This is a genomic window from Arthrobacter sp. TS-15 (genome assembly GCF_006964045.1).
Classification (GTDB): Bacteria; Actinomycetota; Actinomycetes; order Actinomycetales; family Micrococcaceae; genus Arthrobacter.
Map to the genome: position 1 here is coordinate 1 of NZ_SDXQ01000046.1, position 17,041 is coordinate 17,041.

Here is a 17,041-nt window from a genome sequence, read left to right on the forward strand (position 1 = left end):
GCGTCGCCGGAGCATGGAACCGGGGCGGGGCGGCCGGACCGGCCTGTGACTGGACAGGTTGTGAGGGGTCGCTGGAGTGCGAGGGGGTGGCGGGCTGGGGTTCGCTGGCGGGCCGGGCAAACGGCGGCGCCGGCCGCTGGGTCGGGTGCTGGGTCCCGCCCGGAACCGTGGACGGGAAAGTTCGCGCAGGGAAAGTGGGTGCCGACCCTGTGGTGGCCGTTCCCGAAGCGTCGGGATCGATCGAAGCGATGCTCCGGACCCGGGTTTCCTCAAAGTTGTCGTCCGGATGCTGATCGTCACCGTGCCCGGGTTCTTCAAGAACCTCAAAGGGCGTCACGGACAGGTTCAGTTCCGCTTGGATCCGCTGAAGTGCCAACGCGAAAGCGTGCGCTGACGAATATCGCGATTCCGGTGACTTGGCCATGGATGTGGCCAGCACCAGCTCCAGGGACTCGGGAACGTCGGCGCGTCCCAGCCTGGGCAGCGGAGAATTGGTGATGCGGGAGATCAATTCCCGCTGGGAGTTGTCCTGTCCCGGAAGGACAAATGGCGAGCGACCCGCCAGGAGCGTGTACAACGTAGCGCCCAGCGCCCAAACATCCACGGGAACGCCATCCACGGCACCACCGCGGAACTGCTCCGGCGGGGACCACGGTATGGACATTCCGGCGTCGTCTTCAGTGTCGGCGCCGATGGTGCCAGAGATGCCGAAGTCGGTCAGGGCAGGCCGATTGTAATCGGTCACCAGGATGTTGGCCGGCTTAATGTCCCGGTGAACGATGCCTGCCCGGTGGGCTGTCTCGACGGCGGAGGCCACCTGGATGCCGACGGCCAGGACTTCGTCCACGCTGAATCGCTGACGACGATAGCGGACGTCAAGGCTCGGCCTGGAGCAATACTCCATGGCCAAGTACGAGTGCCCGTTTTCAGTGATCTCGGCTTCGAAGATCGTCACGATGTAAGGGTGCGACGACAACTGCGCCATGAGGTTCGCTTCGGACTCGAAACGGCGGCGTGCCCCTTCGGTCTTCAGATCGGACAACAGCACCTTGACCGCTACTTTTCGGCGCGGGCGGTCCTGCTCATAAAGATAAACATCCGAGAAGCCACCAGAGCCCAACAGGCTGATGTACTTGAAACCCGGAATGGGTGGAGGCGGCGCAGGGGGCCTCTTGGAACTCAAAGAATCTCCTCGAAACGCAATGAAATGTTGTCACCCAACTCGGCGATATCGCCGTCCAGCAGGATTGCCATTTCGTTTTGGGCAAGCCGGCGCGGTGCCTGGCCCTCCCGGATAAGCACGGTTCCGTTGGTCGCTTTCAGGTCGCACAGCATGACGTGCCAACCCTCCAGCCGGACCTCCACGTGGGAGCGGGAAATATCTCCTCCGGGGCTGTCCACCTGGACCAGGCGCGGCATGGTGCCGCCCTGAACGCGGGAGACCGACGGTTGCCGGCCGATGATGAGCGACTGGTCCAAATCCACCAGCTCACCTGTGGAAACCCGCATCCGGCCCAGCCGTGGACGCGGTACATGGACGGCGTCTCCTGTCACGGGAACCCCGCATACCGAGCACTGCGGATAGGTGGGCGGGTTGGCGTGACCTTGGGAGCACAGGCGCGCCAGGACGCTCGGCCCTACGACGGCAGGCGCATCAGCGCCACCCGGAGCAGCCGTGGGTCCCTGTTCGCTCGCAGAGGGAAGGCTGCTCTTCATGATGGTTTGGCCGTCATGATCCGAGTCCTCGTCCGCTGGCCTAGCGTCGGAGGCCGAGAGCCACGCCGCCGGTATTTGGGGCGCTGCTACCTGGGGCGCGGGCTCGGCAACGGAACCCGGCTGAGCAGCCTGCTGCTCACTGGATCCGGAGGTGGAAGGGCCGCTGCGCAGCCATGGGACCGAGTCAATCAGGCCGGAAGTGGTCCCTGCTGAGGACACACTCTCATCGTGAACCTGCGGGGCGGAAGCAGGCGCGAGGGGAACGGATCCGACGCCGCCCCCTCCTGGCGGGTGGTCCTCGCCTGTCGCTTCGGTTGAGGATTTCATGTCCAGCGGCGTTGAGGCTTCCGGTGCCGTGGCAGCCGGTGAACCGTGGTCTTCGGACTCATTGTCCGTTCGAACAGCGGCATCCTCAATGTTCCGCATCACCGTTTTGTCCCACAAATGGTCATAGTTCGTGGTGTTCTCCAGTGACGGAACCAAGAGATCGGTGGTGCTCGTATGGCCAGGCACACCGGATGTGTCCAAGTCCGCCGCAGAAGCTGACTCCTGCTCCTCAGCCTGGTCCGCAACCTGGTCTGCAGGGGGTGCGGCTTCTTCAGTAAGTGCAGCTTCTTCAGGCCGCACGGGTTCGCCAGGCAGTACGGGTTCTTCCGACACGCCCGGTTCCTCAGCCACTGCGGCGTCTTGGGATGCGCGCGGTTCTGCAGGCACCGCACTTTTCACAGGCACCTCGGAGGCCGACGACTCCTCGGCAGCAGCATCCTCCTCAGATGTGGAAGAACCCACGGAACTGATCATGTGGCCGGGTGCGATGGTCAGGCCAAGGTCCACCTCCGTGTAACCGATCATGGTCTCATCGGACACCATTGCCGGCTTGACCTCGGGCTCACTAGCCGCGGGCCCGGCCGATCCTGCCGCGGCGTCGAGCGCTGCAAGGAGGACCACGCCTTCTCCCACAGGGAGACTGTTCACCGGCGAGGCGTTCAGCGGCGAGGCGTTCAGCGGGAGGCTCCCTCCCGCCGTCGGAATTCCTGCAGACACAGCAGTGCCATTCCCGATCCGGACGCTGTAGGCCGTAGCATCCACGAGCCGGCGTTCGGTCCACGTGGTGACGTCACGGCCCGTCAGGCGTTCCTCGCCACCACCCAACTGCACGCCACCGCCCAACTGCACCACCAGTTCAAGGTCTCCCCGGAGGAACACACGGAGCGCGTCTTTGGAATCAATGATCCCGAACGGTGGAATACGGCTGAGGGAAACACCAAAGGCCTCCGTCACCTCATGGAGGACTTCGTGGGCCTCCGGTGCCGATGCCAGCAACTCCCATACGGTGTCGATCAGTGCGTGCGGTGTGTCGGGGCCAAGAAGCACCACGGTTCCGTTCCGCACAACGCCAAACCACTCACCCTGCTGGTAGCGGGTTAGTGAAAGGGGGTTACTGCTTGCCATCAACGCCTTCCTCCTGATTAGCCCCGACGGCCTCATCCGTGCCATTGACCCAGGCCCGGGGAAGGGTGTCTTCTTCAACCTCGGACGGAACCTCGGGGCGGGGCGCTGTGATAGCGATCCCGGCATCGTTCAAGACGTTTTTGGCGTCCACCACAATGACGGTGACGTTGTCCCTGCCACCGCTCCGCAAAGCAGCCTGGATCAGTGCGTCCACGGCGTCTTGCGGATGGGCGACGGTGCTGAGGATGCGGAACATGTGGTCATCCCCCAGTTCACCGTTGAGACCATCCGAGCAGATCATGATCCGGTCGCCTTCCTGAATGGGAAGCAACCAAAAGTCAGCCTCAGTCTCATCGCCGGTGCCCAAGGCACGGGTCACCACGTGACGGCGGGGGTGGACTGTTGCCTGCTCGGCAGTGATATCTCCGGCATCCACCAGTTCCTGCACTTCGGAATGGTCAACGCTGACCTGTGCGAACTCGCCTTGGCTGAGGCGGTACGTCCTGGAATCGCCGATGTTCATCACCAGCCAGTAAGGCAGGCCCATCTGTTCCACCACCACTACCCCGGACAGCGTGGTCCCGGCACGGGCGCCCGTCGCGTCGCGGATCGCGGCATCGGCCTTCAACAGGCAGGACTGAAGGTCAGCTGCTGTTGCAGTGCGCACGCCGGTGGCCAATTCGGGAGCGCTGCCCAAGGCCCGCACGCACATGCCGCTGGCAATCTCCCCCGCTTCGTGCCCGCCCATGCCGTCGGCAACGGCAAAGACCGGGTCAGAGGCGATGAAAGAGTCCTCGTTCAGTTCGCGCCGAAGACCGCGGTCCGTACCGTACCCATAGCTGAGTCGAAAAGCCGTTCCGCTTGCAGCGGGACCCGCTTCGGCGTTGGCGGGAGTGGCCGGCTGTGAATTCATGCTTGTCCTAGGTGGAAGGAACGGTCCCCAAAGTGAACGGTGGAACCGGGACGGACAAAGCTTGCTTCGCCCGGGTTGAGCCTGGTCTGCAAACCGTCCGGCGTGGTGACGGCGCTGCCGTTGGTGGAATTGCGGTCCGTGACCCAGACTCCGTCGCCATCAACGCGCAGATGCAGATGCGTTTTGGAAATGGACCGCCCCGGATCTGTCACAGGCAGCAGTTGCTCCACGGACTCCCCGGGCTGCGGTGCCGGATTGCGGCCGAGGAGAACTGACCCGCCCAGCTGGATGTCCTGGCCGTCGTCGACCCGGATCCGCAGGACAGCTTGGGCGCGGGCAGCACCCGGGCGCATCTGGGTGCGCTCCAGGTCGTCGTCCGGGTGGGCGGTGGCCGCGGGAGTGTCGTGAGGCGGGATTGTTACGGCCGGCGGTGCTGCCGGGGCCTGCGGTGCTGCCGGGGCCTGCGCGGAAGGAACCGCCGCTGGCGCCGCGGCCTGCACGGAAGGAGCCGGGGCTTGCGGCGCTATGGTTGTGCGCGATGCCGGCGCGAAAGGCGCCGACGGCGGACGCCATTGGTTCGGATCATGCGAAGGTTGCACGGCAGGGGCCACCGGTGTCGCAGGGGCGGGAGTTGCTTGCGCTGGCGAAGTTTGGGTGGGCGCTGCCAGCGCAGGCGAGATCCGGGCGGGAGCAGCCTGGCCGGGGACAGCCTGTGCGGTGGCACCTTGACGGGAACCCGGCACGGGGCCTGACGGTACCGGCGAAGCTACGGGTTGAACCGGTGGGAGATCCATGGGGGCGAAACTGTACGGGCCCTGGATGCCTCCGGTGGTCACCGGGTTACGACCCTGCTTGACGTCAAACACCAAGGACTTTGCCGCTTTGTCCTGCCAGCCGCGCAGTTTGCCGTTTTTGTCCCAGGCGTTGGAGATGACCACAAGGACAGCCCACACAACACCCAGGAACATCAACGGCAGGGCGATCCACAGGACCAGCCCGATCAGTCCGAGCGCGGACAAGATGACGGCAACAATGGAACCCAGCAGCAGAAGGCCGCCGGTGAGAATCCCCCGGACAAAAACAACCCCGGCACCCGGCGCGTAGCCATCAGAATCCGCACTGCGGATGCCCATGAGCTGGTTACCGATGGTGTTTCCGGACTTCGCCTCAAGACCAAGAATGACAAAGGTATACACCACGGTCACGCCCAAGCCGATGCTGCCCAGCAGAACCAGCAGGCCCGTGTCATAGACAATGAAGCCGTTCCTGCGGGTCTGCGTGATGCCGGCAATACCAATAGCGAACGTGGTGGCAAGCACGGCAAAGGGACCCAGCCAGTCCAACACGGCTGCGCCCAGGCGTTTCCCTGTAGTGGCGGGCGCCAACTCGAGCTTGGTGGTCATTGTGGTCCCTCCCCCTGGCCCCGGCATACCATCCGGCATGGTTTTTGTTCCGTGCGGCATCGGCGACTCCGGCGCCGACACTACCGAGATACTACCGGGATCGGAGAACCCGTGCCGGTTGGCGAACTCCAACGCCGCCTTTTGGGCATGGTTGATATTGCCTTCCTTGCGGGCACCACGGTTACTCAGGGGTGAACCGCACTGCGTGCAGAACGTCGCACCCGGGCGTACCCCGTGCCGGCAGGCCGGGCAAAGTTCTGTCTCATTGCTCATCGGTGGTGTCCTTCTTGAACGGCAAGGTGAAGCCGCGCTTCGCAGGATCGGAGGTGCCCTGTTGACGGCGACGAAGGGCAGCGCGGCCATCGGACAGCAACGAGCGCGGCGAGAATCGTGCCTGCTGCCGTTTCCAGAAACCAACGCTTCCGGTGATGTCGGTCAGCGACGTATCAACGATCTCCCAGTACTCCTTGACCTCCTTCTCACTGGGCTGGCCCGCACCGAACACAGCGGCGTCCGCACGGTGGGCAAGCAGGGTGGTGGTAGTTCCGGTGGTGGGGAACGCGTCAGCGATGACTGTGGCCGATTCGCGCCTGGTGGACTTGGTGTCGATCGAAGCACCCATATCGGTGACCAGGCTCAGCACTTCATTCCAGCCGGCGCCAACCCGCTGCGCGGGGTGGCCATCACGGAAACGCGCCTTCCGGCGTCGTGATTTCAACAGAAGGATGAGCAACAACGGCAAGGCGAGGATCCCCAGCGGAATCAGTGCCATGCCGATGGCCGCCAGCAGCGGACCCCAGAAAAGCCAGGGGTTGTTCTTCTTCTCGTCAGCGTCCAGGGCATCCGGTGTGGAATCCGGCGGCAGGTCCGCGGGCTCCTGCGGCGGGGGCGGCGGCTGCAGCACCTGCGGCTTGGGTTTGGACTTGTTCTCAGGGTCCGGCGGGATGGGCACGTTGTCCTTGGGCGGCGTGGGATCGAACGTCACCCAGCCCACGCGGTCGAACGCCACTTCCACCCAGGCGTGGACATCCTTACCCGTGATCTTGATGTCTCCAGCGCCGTTCTCGGGGCTCTTGGGGTCCGGGTAGAACCCCATCACCACACGGGACGGTATGCCAAGGTGACGGAGCATGAGGGACATGGATACGGCGTACTGTTCGTCGTCGCCCAGCATTTGCTTGGCCGAGAGCATGTTGCGGACGCGTGCAGCGCTGTGACCGGGGAGGCTTGGGAGCTGTCCCTCGGCTACCAGCCCGTTGCTGAACGCACCACTCTTCTGGAAGTGCGCCTCAATCTGCCGGACACGGTCAATGGCCGTCGGTGCGTCTTCCGAAAGCTGGTTCGCCTGCGACGCCACAATCGGCGGAACTTCCTCCGCCTCGGGCAGCGTGAGCTTCGCAAAGTCGTACTGCGTGAGCTGTCCGTGCTCCAGCGTCCCGGGGTCCGAGACCTGAACAGTGTAGTTATCGCCCCTTGCCAAGCCTTTGGTGGTCACGGCGGTATCGGTGCCGGCGTTGAAATACAGCCCTGATGCTGCGCCGGACGTGTCTGCAAAACTCATCCCCGTGGTGTGCCGTCCACCCGGAACAAAGTAGCCCTGGTAGTCCTCCACAGTGATGTCCAGCGTGTAGTTGGTGCCCTGCACCGGGCTCCCGGAGTCGGCCAGCGTATTGAGCGAACGGGCGTCGCCTACCTTGCTGAAGTTGCCGGAACTGTTGGGGTCCATGGTGTAGTTCAGGCCGTTGAAGGCGTCCAGCGCCGCCAGCCGGACGCGGGCGTCTTTGGGCAGCCCCTTGACCGTGAACAGCGTCTTGTCCTTCTCATCCTTAACGAAGCTGCGGAAGCTCGCCAAGGGGGTGATGTAATCCCGGGGATCGAAAGGCGGAACGATCGTGTTGCGGAGGACCTTGCGGTCATCACTGGCTGTGACCAACGGCGAGGCGATTGCAGTAACACCCACCGCAACGGCGATCACTGCTGCAGCAGTCCCCAGCCGGCGGAGCTGCCCTCGGCGGGCCGTAGCGGCGTCGGAATCCGGCCTGTTGGCCGAAACCGCTTTGGTGCTGTTCCGGCGGAGTACATCGCGGCGGAACGTCGCCCACACAATGGACACAATAGTCAGGGAGACGCCACGCTCCACGTTGAGGAAACCCGCACTGGTACTGAAAGCAATGCCCGTAACAAAGAGAACCAGCACGGGAAGCAACGGCCAGTAGGGGCTCTTCAGACGCCATGTGAGCAGACCGGCAGCCAGCGCAGTGACCAAGGAACTCAGGAACGGCACAATGAGCATGCCGTTCGCGGTCCCCACAGGCACGCCAACAGTCAGCATGTCCTTCCAAGCGAAGACAACGCCCAGCAGGAGCGTGCGCAACGAGTCGAGGCTGGGAAGGAATCCGAAAACTGCCGAGTCCGGCACTGCCAGGGCCGACCCGAAAACCATGTACGCACCGAACGCCACCGCTGTGGTGATCAGCAGCCCCAAACGAAGGTGCGCGTTGAGGACGGCGATACCCAACCCCAGCAGCACGCCGCCCAGGCCTGCGATGAGGTAATGGGGGTCTCCCCCAAAGCTCAAAGCGAAACCGAGCACGCCAAGGAGCAGCAGCACCAGCAGCGCCCCGCAGTCAATGGCAAAATGCCACAGAGGCCTGCCGTCGCTGAAGATGGATGCGCCCGTGGCGCGCGCCGCGGACCGCGAACCCTGGGCGGCGCGGGAGCCCTTCGCTTCCTTCGCGCGGGGACGGAGATTGGGCGCGGTGCTCATGCTGCCGCCTTTCGAAGAACAATTGCCAAGTCGTCCAGGTCGCCCACCGTCAGGACCGTCAGGTCCGCGATATTAGCCCTCGACGGCGCCGCGCCGGGTTGAACCCGCACCGCCAGGCTCCGCACGCCGGGAGGAACGGAGGCAGCGCAGGTGCGCAGCTGGGTTGCCGTCACGTGGCTGCCTACCACAAAGAACACCACTGAGGCATTCGGGACGGCGTCAGACAGGTTCCGCGCGAGGTCGACGGCGGTCTTCCGCATGGGTGCCCCGACAACCCGGGTCATGTCGTCCAGCATGTTACGGCCCGTCTCGCAGCGGAGCGGCCCCTTCTGGGTTAGGACGTCCAGGTCACGTTGTTCACTGATCGCTTGGCGTCCGATGGATGCCGCCACGGAGATGGCCATTTCGAACTCCGCCTCGGAATCATACTCATCGGTGTTGATGGACAAAGAAATGGCAAGGTGCGCGCGCCGGGTTTCCTCGAACTGGCGGACCATGAGCTTATTGGTCCGGGCTGTGGTCTTCCAGTGGATGTGGCGCCGATCGTCACCAGGGACATAGTCGCGCAAAGCATGGAAAGAAACATCCGCACTGGACAGCTCCGTGGTGGGCATGCCCTCAAGGTCACGGATAAACCCTGCTGCCGAGCTGCCCAGGGAGACCGTGCGAGGGTGCACGAACAGGTCCACCGGCTCAGTCCACATGACGCGACGGCGCAGCAAGTGAAGGGGGTCAGCGCGCACAGAACGGACCGGACCCACCACAATCACTGCACGGCGGGCCGTGGGAATCGTGAAAAGATCCTCATGAACCTGGGCGGGCTTCATCCGTGGCAAATGGAAAACGGCAGTATTTGAACCCACCGGGAGCTCCAGCGCCGCAGGCAACAACGGCCTGGTGGAAACGTTGGATACCGCAATACTGCCCACAGCGTCATCCCCCACAGCCACCCGGGTGCGGGCGAGGTCGAGGACCACGCCATACGCCGAACGGCCCACAATGAAGCCGATGGCCAGAAGGAACAACAGGAAAGCCACCATCGAGGCAGACTTGGCCTCCTGCCACCCCCACGCCTGCCCTGCCCACCAGAGCGCGATTGAGGCAGCCAACACCACCCAGCCGAGCAGGCTCACCACTGCAAGGACAGGCCAAACGAACCTCAGCCACACAGCACGGATCCTGTCCCACGCCGGTGCCAGGAAATCGCCGGCAGTTCCAGCGGCTTCCGACCATACGGCTGCGGGGTGGAGCTTGCTGGTGGTGCCGCGTTTACCTGGCTTGCCGGGGCGCTTGCCCGGTTTGTTGCCAGTGCCGCGCAGGGAGCGCAACTTATCGCCAAGTGCAGATGCGGTGCGCTTGAACGAATCAGCAGCCCTGTTCAGGGGTGTGCTGGAGGACATGTGGGTGCCTTTGTTTGAGCTAGGGTGCGGTGGAGAAACGCATGGTACCGGGTTGATGCCCGGTACCGGGTTTATGCGCTTGCGCGTTGCTGCGGGGCGGCGACGTCGGCGAGGACGCGGTTAAGGACAACCTCGGGCGTTGCCCCGGAGAATTCAGCTTCCGGGTCCATCACCAAACGGTGGGTCCACACCACGGGAGCGAGTTCCTTGATGTCATCCGGCAGCACAAAGTTGCGGCCCTGGCTGGCTGCCCACACCTTCGCGGCACGAACCATGGCCAATGCCCCACGGACCGAAACACCAAGACGGGTTTCGCCGGCATTACGGGTTTCTTCGCAGAGACGCGAAATGTACTCCAGCACAGCGGTATCCACGTGGGTTGTGGCTGCCAGGTCCGCCATATCAGCCACAGCCTGGGTGGTGATCAACGGCGTGAGGTCCTTCGAACGATCCTTCAGGTTGGCCCCGCCCAGCAGCCGAACCGTGGAAGCGTGATCCGGGTAGCCGATGGAGGTCTTAATGAGAAAGCGGTCGAGCTGGGCCTCGGGCAGACGGTAGGTACCCGCCTGCTCGATGGGGTTCTGGGTAGCCAGAACCATGAACGGGCGGCCAGCCTCATAGGTGGTGCCATCCACGGTGACCCGGGATTCCTCCATGACCTCCAGCAATGCGGACTGCGTCTTGGGGGAAGCACGGTTGATTTCGTCAGCCAGGACGATGTTGTTGAACACCGGACCCTTGTGGAACTCGAACTTCTGGGTCTTCTGATCGTAAATGGTCACACCCGTCACGTCAGAGGGCAGAAGGTCAGGCGTGAACTGGATGCGGTTGTGCGAACCCTGGACCGTCGCGGCCAAGGCACGCGCCAGTGAAGTCTTACCCGTGCCCGGTGCGTCTTCAAACAACACGTGGCCTTCGGCCATCATGGCGGTGAAGGTCAGCCGGATGACGTGTTCCTTGCCCAACACGGCCTTGCCCACGTTGGCAACGAGCTTCTCGAACGTCTCTGCAAACCAGGCGGCCTGCTCGTTTGTCATGGTCATCGGTAGATCCTGTTCCTTGGGTATGGAGGTGTTGGGTTGTAGATGTTGCTTCGGCTGTCCGGCTGGCCGGCCAGGAGTCAGCAGGGTGGCGGCACACCATTGCGGACGTCCACGGTGGTTGACTTCACGAACCAGCCGCTCTTCGGCGAGCCGTTGAGCTTGTACCAGGGCGTGCCATTGTTGTAGATGTCATCCCTGCAGGTGACATCAATCCAGCCCCAAGACCGCTCCACCCAGCCGACTCCACACGTGGGGCCACTCGGGTTGTACGAGTCCGGCCTTCCTGGTTGGCCGGGACAAGTGCTGTTGTGGGCCTGGATCTGCGATGGCGCGGGCGGGTTAGGCGGTGGCGGCGGAGGCGGTTCGGCTCCACTGCGGGATGTATCACTGCCCACCCGGCCAGCTTGGCCGCCGCTGATCGCACGGACCTGAAGTGTAACGGTCTGGCTGTAACCCACACTTCGTGAGAGCGACCTCTGATCCGTGTTTGTCCATGCTCCGCCATCAAGGCTGTACTGATACCCCGTTACAGGGCGGCCATTACCGCTGGGGGCGTTCCAGGTCCAGGACACCGTCTTGTCGCCGACGCCGCTGCTCTTGCTACCTGTCACCACCGGCGCAGCTGCAAGCCCATAGGGATTGACAGTGTTTGATGCCGGGCTTCGGTCCCCGGCTGTGGAGTTTCGTGCAGATACTGCCCACACAACAACGGCTGTGTCGGTGCCATTGGCGGCCGCCACAACAGCACCGCCGGAAGGAATCGAACCGCTGCCGCCACCGGAAGTCAGCGCGTACCGGTAGCTGATCTCGTTGACGTTTGCTCCGTTTCGCTCCGCAGCTGTCAAGGGATTGAAGGTGACTTGAATCTTGCCACCATCACCGTTGGTCTCAACCAAGGCAGCCGATGGAGCACCCACCATTCCGGGCTTACCAGCAGCACGGATAGGCGCAGACTGTTGGCTGACACCACTGACGCCGGCTTTGTTTGTAGCCGAGACTGTGAACGTGTAGTCCGCTTCCGAGTTGGCCACGGTAACGTTCTGCGAAGTCGCGGCCACGGATTGGGTAGCCACTACGGCCCCGCCCATGTACGTGGTCAACGTGTAGGCGGACACGGCGTCGCCATTGTTGTTCGGCGCGGCCCAACTGACCTGGAGCTGGCTTTGGCTACCTACCGACCCGGCGCCCGAAACCGACGGAGCCGCAGGAGTTGCCGGCACGCCGGCAGGAACCTCGGCTGCGGAGTACGTACTCCATTCCGAGGGCTCCTTGGCGTCATTTCTTGCCAGGACGCGTACCTTATAGGCCACCCCATTGGTCAGACCGGTCCACACGTGACTGTTGCCTGTGAGGTTCTGGATCTGCGGATTCTGGCCGGCAGGAGCAGGAGAGATCTCAAGATCGTAGGACTTGATGGGCGAACCCTTGCTCGCAGGAGGAACCCACGCCACGGAGAGTTGCTTGTCGCCAAACTTCAGCGTCGGTGCCACAGGGGTGTCCGGCTTAACGTCCGGACGGACCTCGGCGGACACCGGAGAGCGTTCGGATTCATCAATCGCATTCGTGGCGGTGACGGCGAAGTGGTACTTCACGTTGTTGGTCAGCCCTGTCAACGTACACGTGTTCGCGGGGCAGTCCTGCGTGAAGCCGTTCTCCCCGTACACCGTGTACTTGGTGATGGGTGAGCCACGATCAGGCGGCGCGTTCCACGTCAGGAGCGCGGTCTGGTCCCCCACGCTTTGAGCCAAGGGCGTGGTGGGCGCGGCCGGCTTGTCCTTGACGGTCAACCGGATGCGGGCAGTGGCGTAACGGGAAATCTCGCCGGTCTTATCCTGCACCGTGTAGGCCACCACCATGGTGCCGGTGAAGCCGCCTGCAGGGGTGACAGTGACACTGTCTCCCCCAACGTCAGCCGTTCCCTGGCCCGTTTCGGTGACGGCCGAGACGATCTTCAGCGCAGTATCCGGGAACGGATTGGAGTCATTTGCCAACACGTTGACGGTCACTGGTTTCCCGGATTGGGCATCCGGCTCAGCGTCGTCGTTGGCCACGGGTTTGGGCCTGTTGGAGGCCGACAAGGACAGCTTGTAAGTTGCCACAGCCTCCAGTCCGCGCCGGTCCTTGGCCTTCACCTGGACGGTGCCTGTCTGCCCGATCTGCACGGAATCGTCCGCGGAGACCTTGAGCGTCTTGCCATCCACGTTCACCTTGAAGCCGCCCTGGGCGTCGCCCACCAGCTCGTAGTTCATGTTCTGCACGTCATCCGAGTCCGGATCCGACGTCAGCTTCTCCAGGTCCAGGCTGGCAGAGTCTCCCTTGGGAACTTCCACGTCACTGCCGAGCAGCACCGGCGGATTGTTCTTGTTGGGGTCGGGCAGCACCTTGGTTCGGATGCTGAGCGTCGATTTCAAACCATTGGGGTCGTCCGGGCCTGTCCCATCGGTAACTTCGAAGCTGATGGAACCTGGGCCTACGTACTCGGCGCCGGCGGTGTACTTCAGCGCGGTACCACCGTTGGCTATGGGATCGCTGCCGTCGGCTCCGATGAGCTTGATGCGGTCGGTTTGGGTCAGGCGCGGCGACTTTCCTTCGCGGACCTTCACCCACTCCGCGAGGTTCACCGTGACGGACTGACCTGAGACAAGTTCCACCACCTCGTCCTTAGCGAGCGTGGGCACCTGCTGGCCAATCCCGGGAACCCAGATGATGGCTGTGGACTTCTGGCCATCCACGTCCTCCACCGTGTAGGGCACCAGTTGCGGCTGCTCGGTCAGGTCAACAATGACGTTGCCTTCGGGTCCGGGGCGTGCTGTGTCCAAGCCTGTTGCGACCTTGAGGTTCTCCCCCACGCCGTCCGGGTCCTCATCGTTCTTCAGGACAGGAACGTCCACAGCTGTCTTGCCGAGCGTCTGGGCCGAGGTCACGCGGTCGTCGCGGGCAATCGGTGCCTGCAACGGCAGGTCATTCTGGACCACCACACGAATACTGGCTTGGCCCACCGCATCGCGGTCATCGGCCACTGAGTAGCGGACGTTGACGGTGCCCTCCGCTGCCGGAGCTGTTACCAGGATCCGGCCACTGGTCTGGCTGACCTTGGCGTCAAGTTCGGCGTCGGCTTCAATGCTGTCCGTCAGGATACGGATGAGGTCGCCGTCGGGGTCGGTGTCATTGGCCGTCGCGTCGATGGCGATCTGGCGCCCGGGACGAACCTTGACCTCGTCATCCACGGGTGCGGGTTTCTGGTTGTCTTCGCCACGTGGCGCAACGCCAACCGTCACGGTTCCCGTGTTCACCGCGCCTTGGCGGTCGATCACCTTGTACCTGAACGTATCCGTACCCGCACCGTCACCGGCGGCGACGAAATCGATGAAGCTGCTTCCCGCCGTCGCGGTTCCCATAGTGGGAGTGCTGTCGATGCCGGTGAGCTGCACCGAGTCGCCATCTGGGTCGATGCCGTCCAGCGGGACCGGAATGCGGACGCTGCCGCCCGCTACCACGCGTGCCGTGAGGTTCTGCGGCTGCGGGCGCGAGTTCTGCGTGCCCTCCAGCGGAAGGATGTGGATGGTCACCGCGGCGGCGCTCTTCTGCCCTTGCGGATCCACGGCGTTGTAGATGGCACGCACGGTTTTTGGAGTGGGGCCGGCGATAAAGCGAAGGGTCTTCTCGGAAATGAACGCTTTACCGTCCTCTTCCGGAATGCTCTGCGCCAGTACCGGGTCCACGGACAGTTCCTCACCCTGCGGGTGGGTGTCATTGTCCAAGACCGGGATGGTCACGACGTCGTTCACGCGCACGTTGACTTCGTCAGGTTTTGGCTGGGGAGCCTCGACGACGGCGGGAGCCGGCACCGGGACCACGCCCACTGTCCCGGTGGCCGAGGCACGGCCGTTGGACATGGTGTAGCTGAAAACGAACGGTTCTTTGGCACCGAGGACATCCGTGACGCGAAGGACGCTGTGGTCGATCACGCTGACGGATGCCGACGAGCCGTCGGGCACGGTGACGGACTGGAGGACCAGCACGCCACCGGAAGGATCGGAATCGTTGGCCAGCGGATCAACCAGGACGCTTCCACCCACAGGGAGCAGGGCAACGTCATGAACGGCAACCGGCGCGCCGGGATCCTTACCGGACTCCACGTCCACGCGGATCAGTCCCTGGCTGCTCTGGGGGCCGTTGCTGGCAATGTACGTCAGGTAGATCGGGCCAGGCGTGGTGCTCCGGAAGGTAAAGGTGCCGCCGTCCGTCACCGGGCCCAGCTCAGCCGGGCCCGCTGCCTCAACGTGGGCCACACGAAGTGCGCCACCATTGGGGTCCACATCGTTTTTCAACGGCGCGATCACCAGGTCCTGGCCAACCACAGCCGTGACGTGGTCCGCATTGACTACAGGCGCCAGGGCACCCGGTGGCTGCACGTTGACCACGATGCGGCCGGTGGTGGTGGCCCGGCCGTCCCACACGGTGATGGTGACGTTCTTCTTGCCCGGCGCTGCACCCGAATCCTGGTACGTCAGGAGGCCATCGCGGCGAACCTTCACCTGGTCCTGGTCGTTGTCCGACTTCGCATCCAGCAGGACGAGGTCATCGCCGTCAGGGTCCATCCAGTCAGTCAGAATGTTCTGGCTGACGGACTTGCCCTGCTCCACCAACATGGTGGTGGGTTCGCCTCGCTTGAAAATCGGCGGTTTGTTCTCTTCAGGAGCTACTACCCGCAGGGTGACCTTGCCGCCGGCGGACAAGTCACGGCCATCGGCAGCGTTGTAGTCAAAGACTTCAGTTCCCGGCTTGGCGTCGGCCGGGACCTTGATCTGGAAAGCAGAGCCTCCGTAGATGTTCTCCAACGCACCCATCTTTGGCCCATTGGCGCCTACCGAGGCGGTGAGGACATCGCCGTCGGGGTCTGAGTCGTTATCCAGCACGCTCAGAATGGATGTCCGCCCGGGGCGGACACCGAACTCGTCAGGTTTTGTCTCAGGCGGACGGTTGGGCTTGGTGCGGTCCGGGAGGACGTTGATGGTGTTGTTGTCCGCGGACTCCTGGTCCTGGTCATCGGACTGGTTCTTGGGCGGGACGACGTCGTCCCAGTTGTTCACCAGCTGCATATTCTGGTTGACCAGCCACACGCTGCCTGAGTTGACGTCATTGAGGACCACAAGGTCCCGGTTCACCCGGAAAACGTAGCTGGGCGAGGCGCTTGCTTTGGGGACGTCATTCTGCTTGTCGTCGGCGTCGTTGTCGCAGTCCCGGACATACTTGTTGGCGCCCGACCATGCCGAGTGAACACACTTACTGACCTGAACGGGCGCAGCGGGGACGCCTTCGCCGTCAGCACTGACAGTTGCCGCCGTGGACCCGTCAAGGGGCTGTTTCAGCAGGGCCTTCTGCGTGGCAATGGCAACGTAATTGCTCTCTTCGCTGTTCTGCTGCAGCTTTGCTTCCCGGGCATCGGCCAGTTGGAGCTTCCGGCCTCCTGGCAGGAAGAGGTTTCCGGAGGCGGCGTCCAAAACCACCGGCTTGTCACCCACCACGGCCAGTTGGAGATCGCCGGCACCCTTGAGCTCGTCCACCTTGGTAACCTGCGAGTCGGTTCGTTCACCGTTCGCATCCACAGTAGTGACGGTGATTTCACCCTTGCCAGGGTCCGCCGTGTAGATCCTGTTGTCGGATCCCACTGCCGAAACCACGCCCGGGGAGCCCGTCAAGACTGGCTCGGTTCCTTCTTCATCGAAGCCGTTAACCGTGGACGGAGACAACGCCCAGACTTTTCCGCGAGCGGGATCGGTCACCGAGAGCACGGTGGAGCCGTAGCTGACTTGCGACGACGACGGCAGCTGCTTGTCGCCGCCCAGCTTCAGGTTCGCGGCAGAGACCTGGTTGATGGTAGAGCCGGACTCATCGTCCACAAAGACGTTGCCGTCATGCTGCAGCACGTCAAAGGTAGTAGTTGCGGGTGTCACAGCACCATCAAGAACGCGGGACGGGTAGTTCAACCGGCCCACGGCGTTCTTGGTTTTGCTCACCACCCACACGCCGCCGTCGTTCAAGTCCACCTCGGTGGTCTTGAAGCCCGGGTACAGAATTGCCCCGGTGATCAGCAAAGCGCCCGCTGCGGTAACAGCAGTACCCGCTATTAGCTTTTTGTTTTGACGCCTTTTCAGCCCCAGCTTGCCGAAGAAAGTTCTCACAGCCCCAGAATTCCCTTTGTGTCCAGCCGCTCCCCAGTGGCTTCCGGGCCATCCGGCAGATGCCGGCAGCCGTACATTCCGCAGTTCCCCCGTACGGCGGCGGAATTTTCAGTCCCTAAGACTATCCCACGCGCCCTGCGGTCAACCAAGGAAACCCGAGAT

Annotated in this window: 8 protein-coding genes; all 8 read right to left on the reverse strand. The window is 63.3% G+C overall.

Translation table 11 applies throughout. The features are described from left to right. Positions 1 to 1,183 (reverse strand): serine/threonine protein kinase (locus EU811_RS18510; RefSeq protein ID WP_142939773.1); only part of this gene is annotated, 1,183 nt, incomplete at its 3' end. Next, entirely contained in the window at positions 1,180 to 3,168 is a 1,989-nt protein-coding gene (locus tag EU811_RS18515) for an FHA domain-containing protein (protein WP_142939774.1), read from the reverse strand. The genes EU811_RS18510 and EU811_RS18515, both read right to left, overlap by 4 nt. Next, on the reverse strand, positions 3,155 to 4,081 hold the full coding sequence (locus tag EU811_RS18520) for a PP2C family protein-serine/threonine phosphatase (RefSeq protein WP_142939775.1): 927 nt from the start codon (positions 4,079 to 4,081) through the stop codon (positions 3,155 to 3,157). Before EU811_RS18520 ends, EU811_RS18515 begins: the two co-directional genes overlap by 14 nt. Further along, positions 4,078 to 5,757, reverse strand: coding sequence for an RDD family protein (locus EU811_RS18525; protein ID WP_142939776.1), 1,680 nt, complete (start codon positions 5,755 to 5,757; stop codon positions 4,078 to 4,080). Before EU811_RS18525 ends, EU811_RS18520 begins: the two co-directional genes overlap by 4 nt. Next, positions 5,747 to 8,251 (reverse strand): transglutaminase family protein, encoded by a 2,505-nt coding sequence (locus EU811_RS18530; RefSeq protein WP_142939777.1) that lies wholly within the window; start codon positions 8,249 to 8,251, stop codon positions 5,747 to 5,749. Before EU811_RS18530 ends, EU811_RS18525 begins: the two co-directional genes overlap by 11 nt. Further along, positions 8,248 to 9,651, reverse strand: coding sequence for a DUF58 domain-containing protein (locus EU811_RS18535; RefSeq protein WP_142939778.1), 1,404 nt, complete (start codon positions 9,649 to 9,651; stop codon positions 8,248 to 8,250). Before EU811_RS18535 ends, EU811_RS18530 begins: the two co-directional genes overlap by 4 nt. Before the next feature lie 71 nt (positions 9,652 to 9,722). Next, entirely contained in the window at positions 9,723 to 10,694 is a 972-nt protein-coding gene (locus EU811_RS18540) for an AAA family ATPase (RefSeq protein WP_142939779.1), read from the reverse strand. Between the two features lie 77 nt (positions 10,695 to 10,771). Then, positions 10,772 to 16,879: an Ig-like domain-containing protein gene (locus EU811_RS18545; protein ID WP_142939780.1), complete on the reverse strand. Its 6,108-nt coding sequence runs from the start codon at positions 16,877 to 16,879 to the stop codon at positions 10,772 to 10,774. Positions 16,880 to 17,041: the final 162 nt, after the last annotated feature.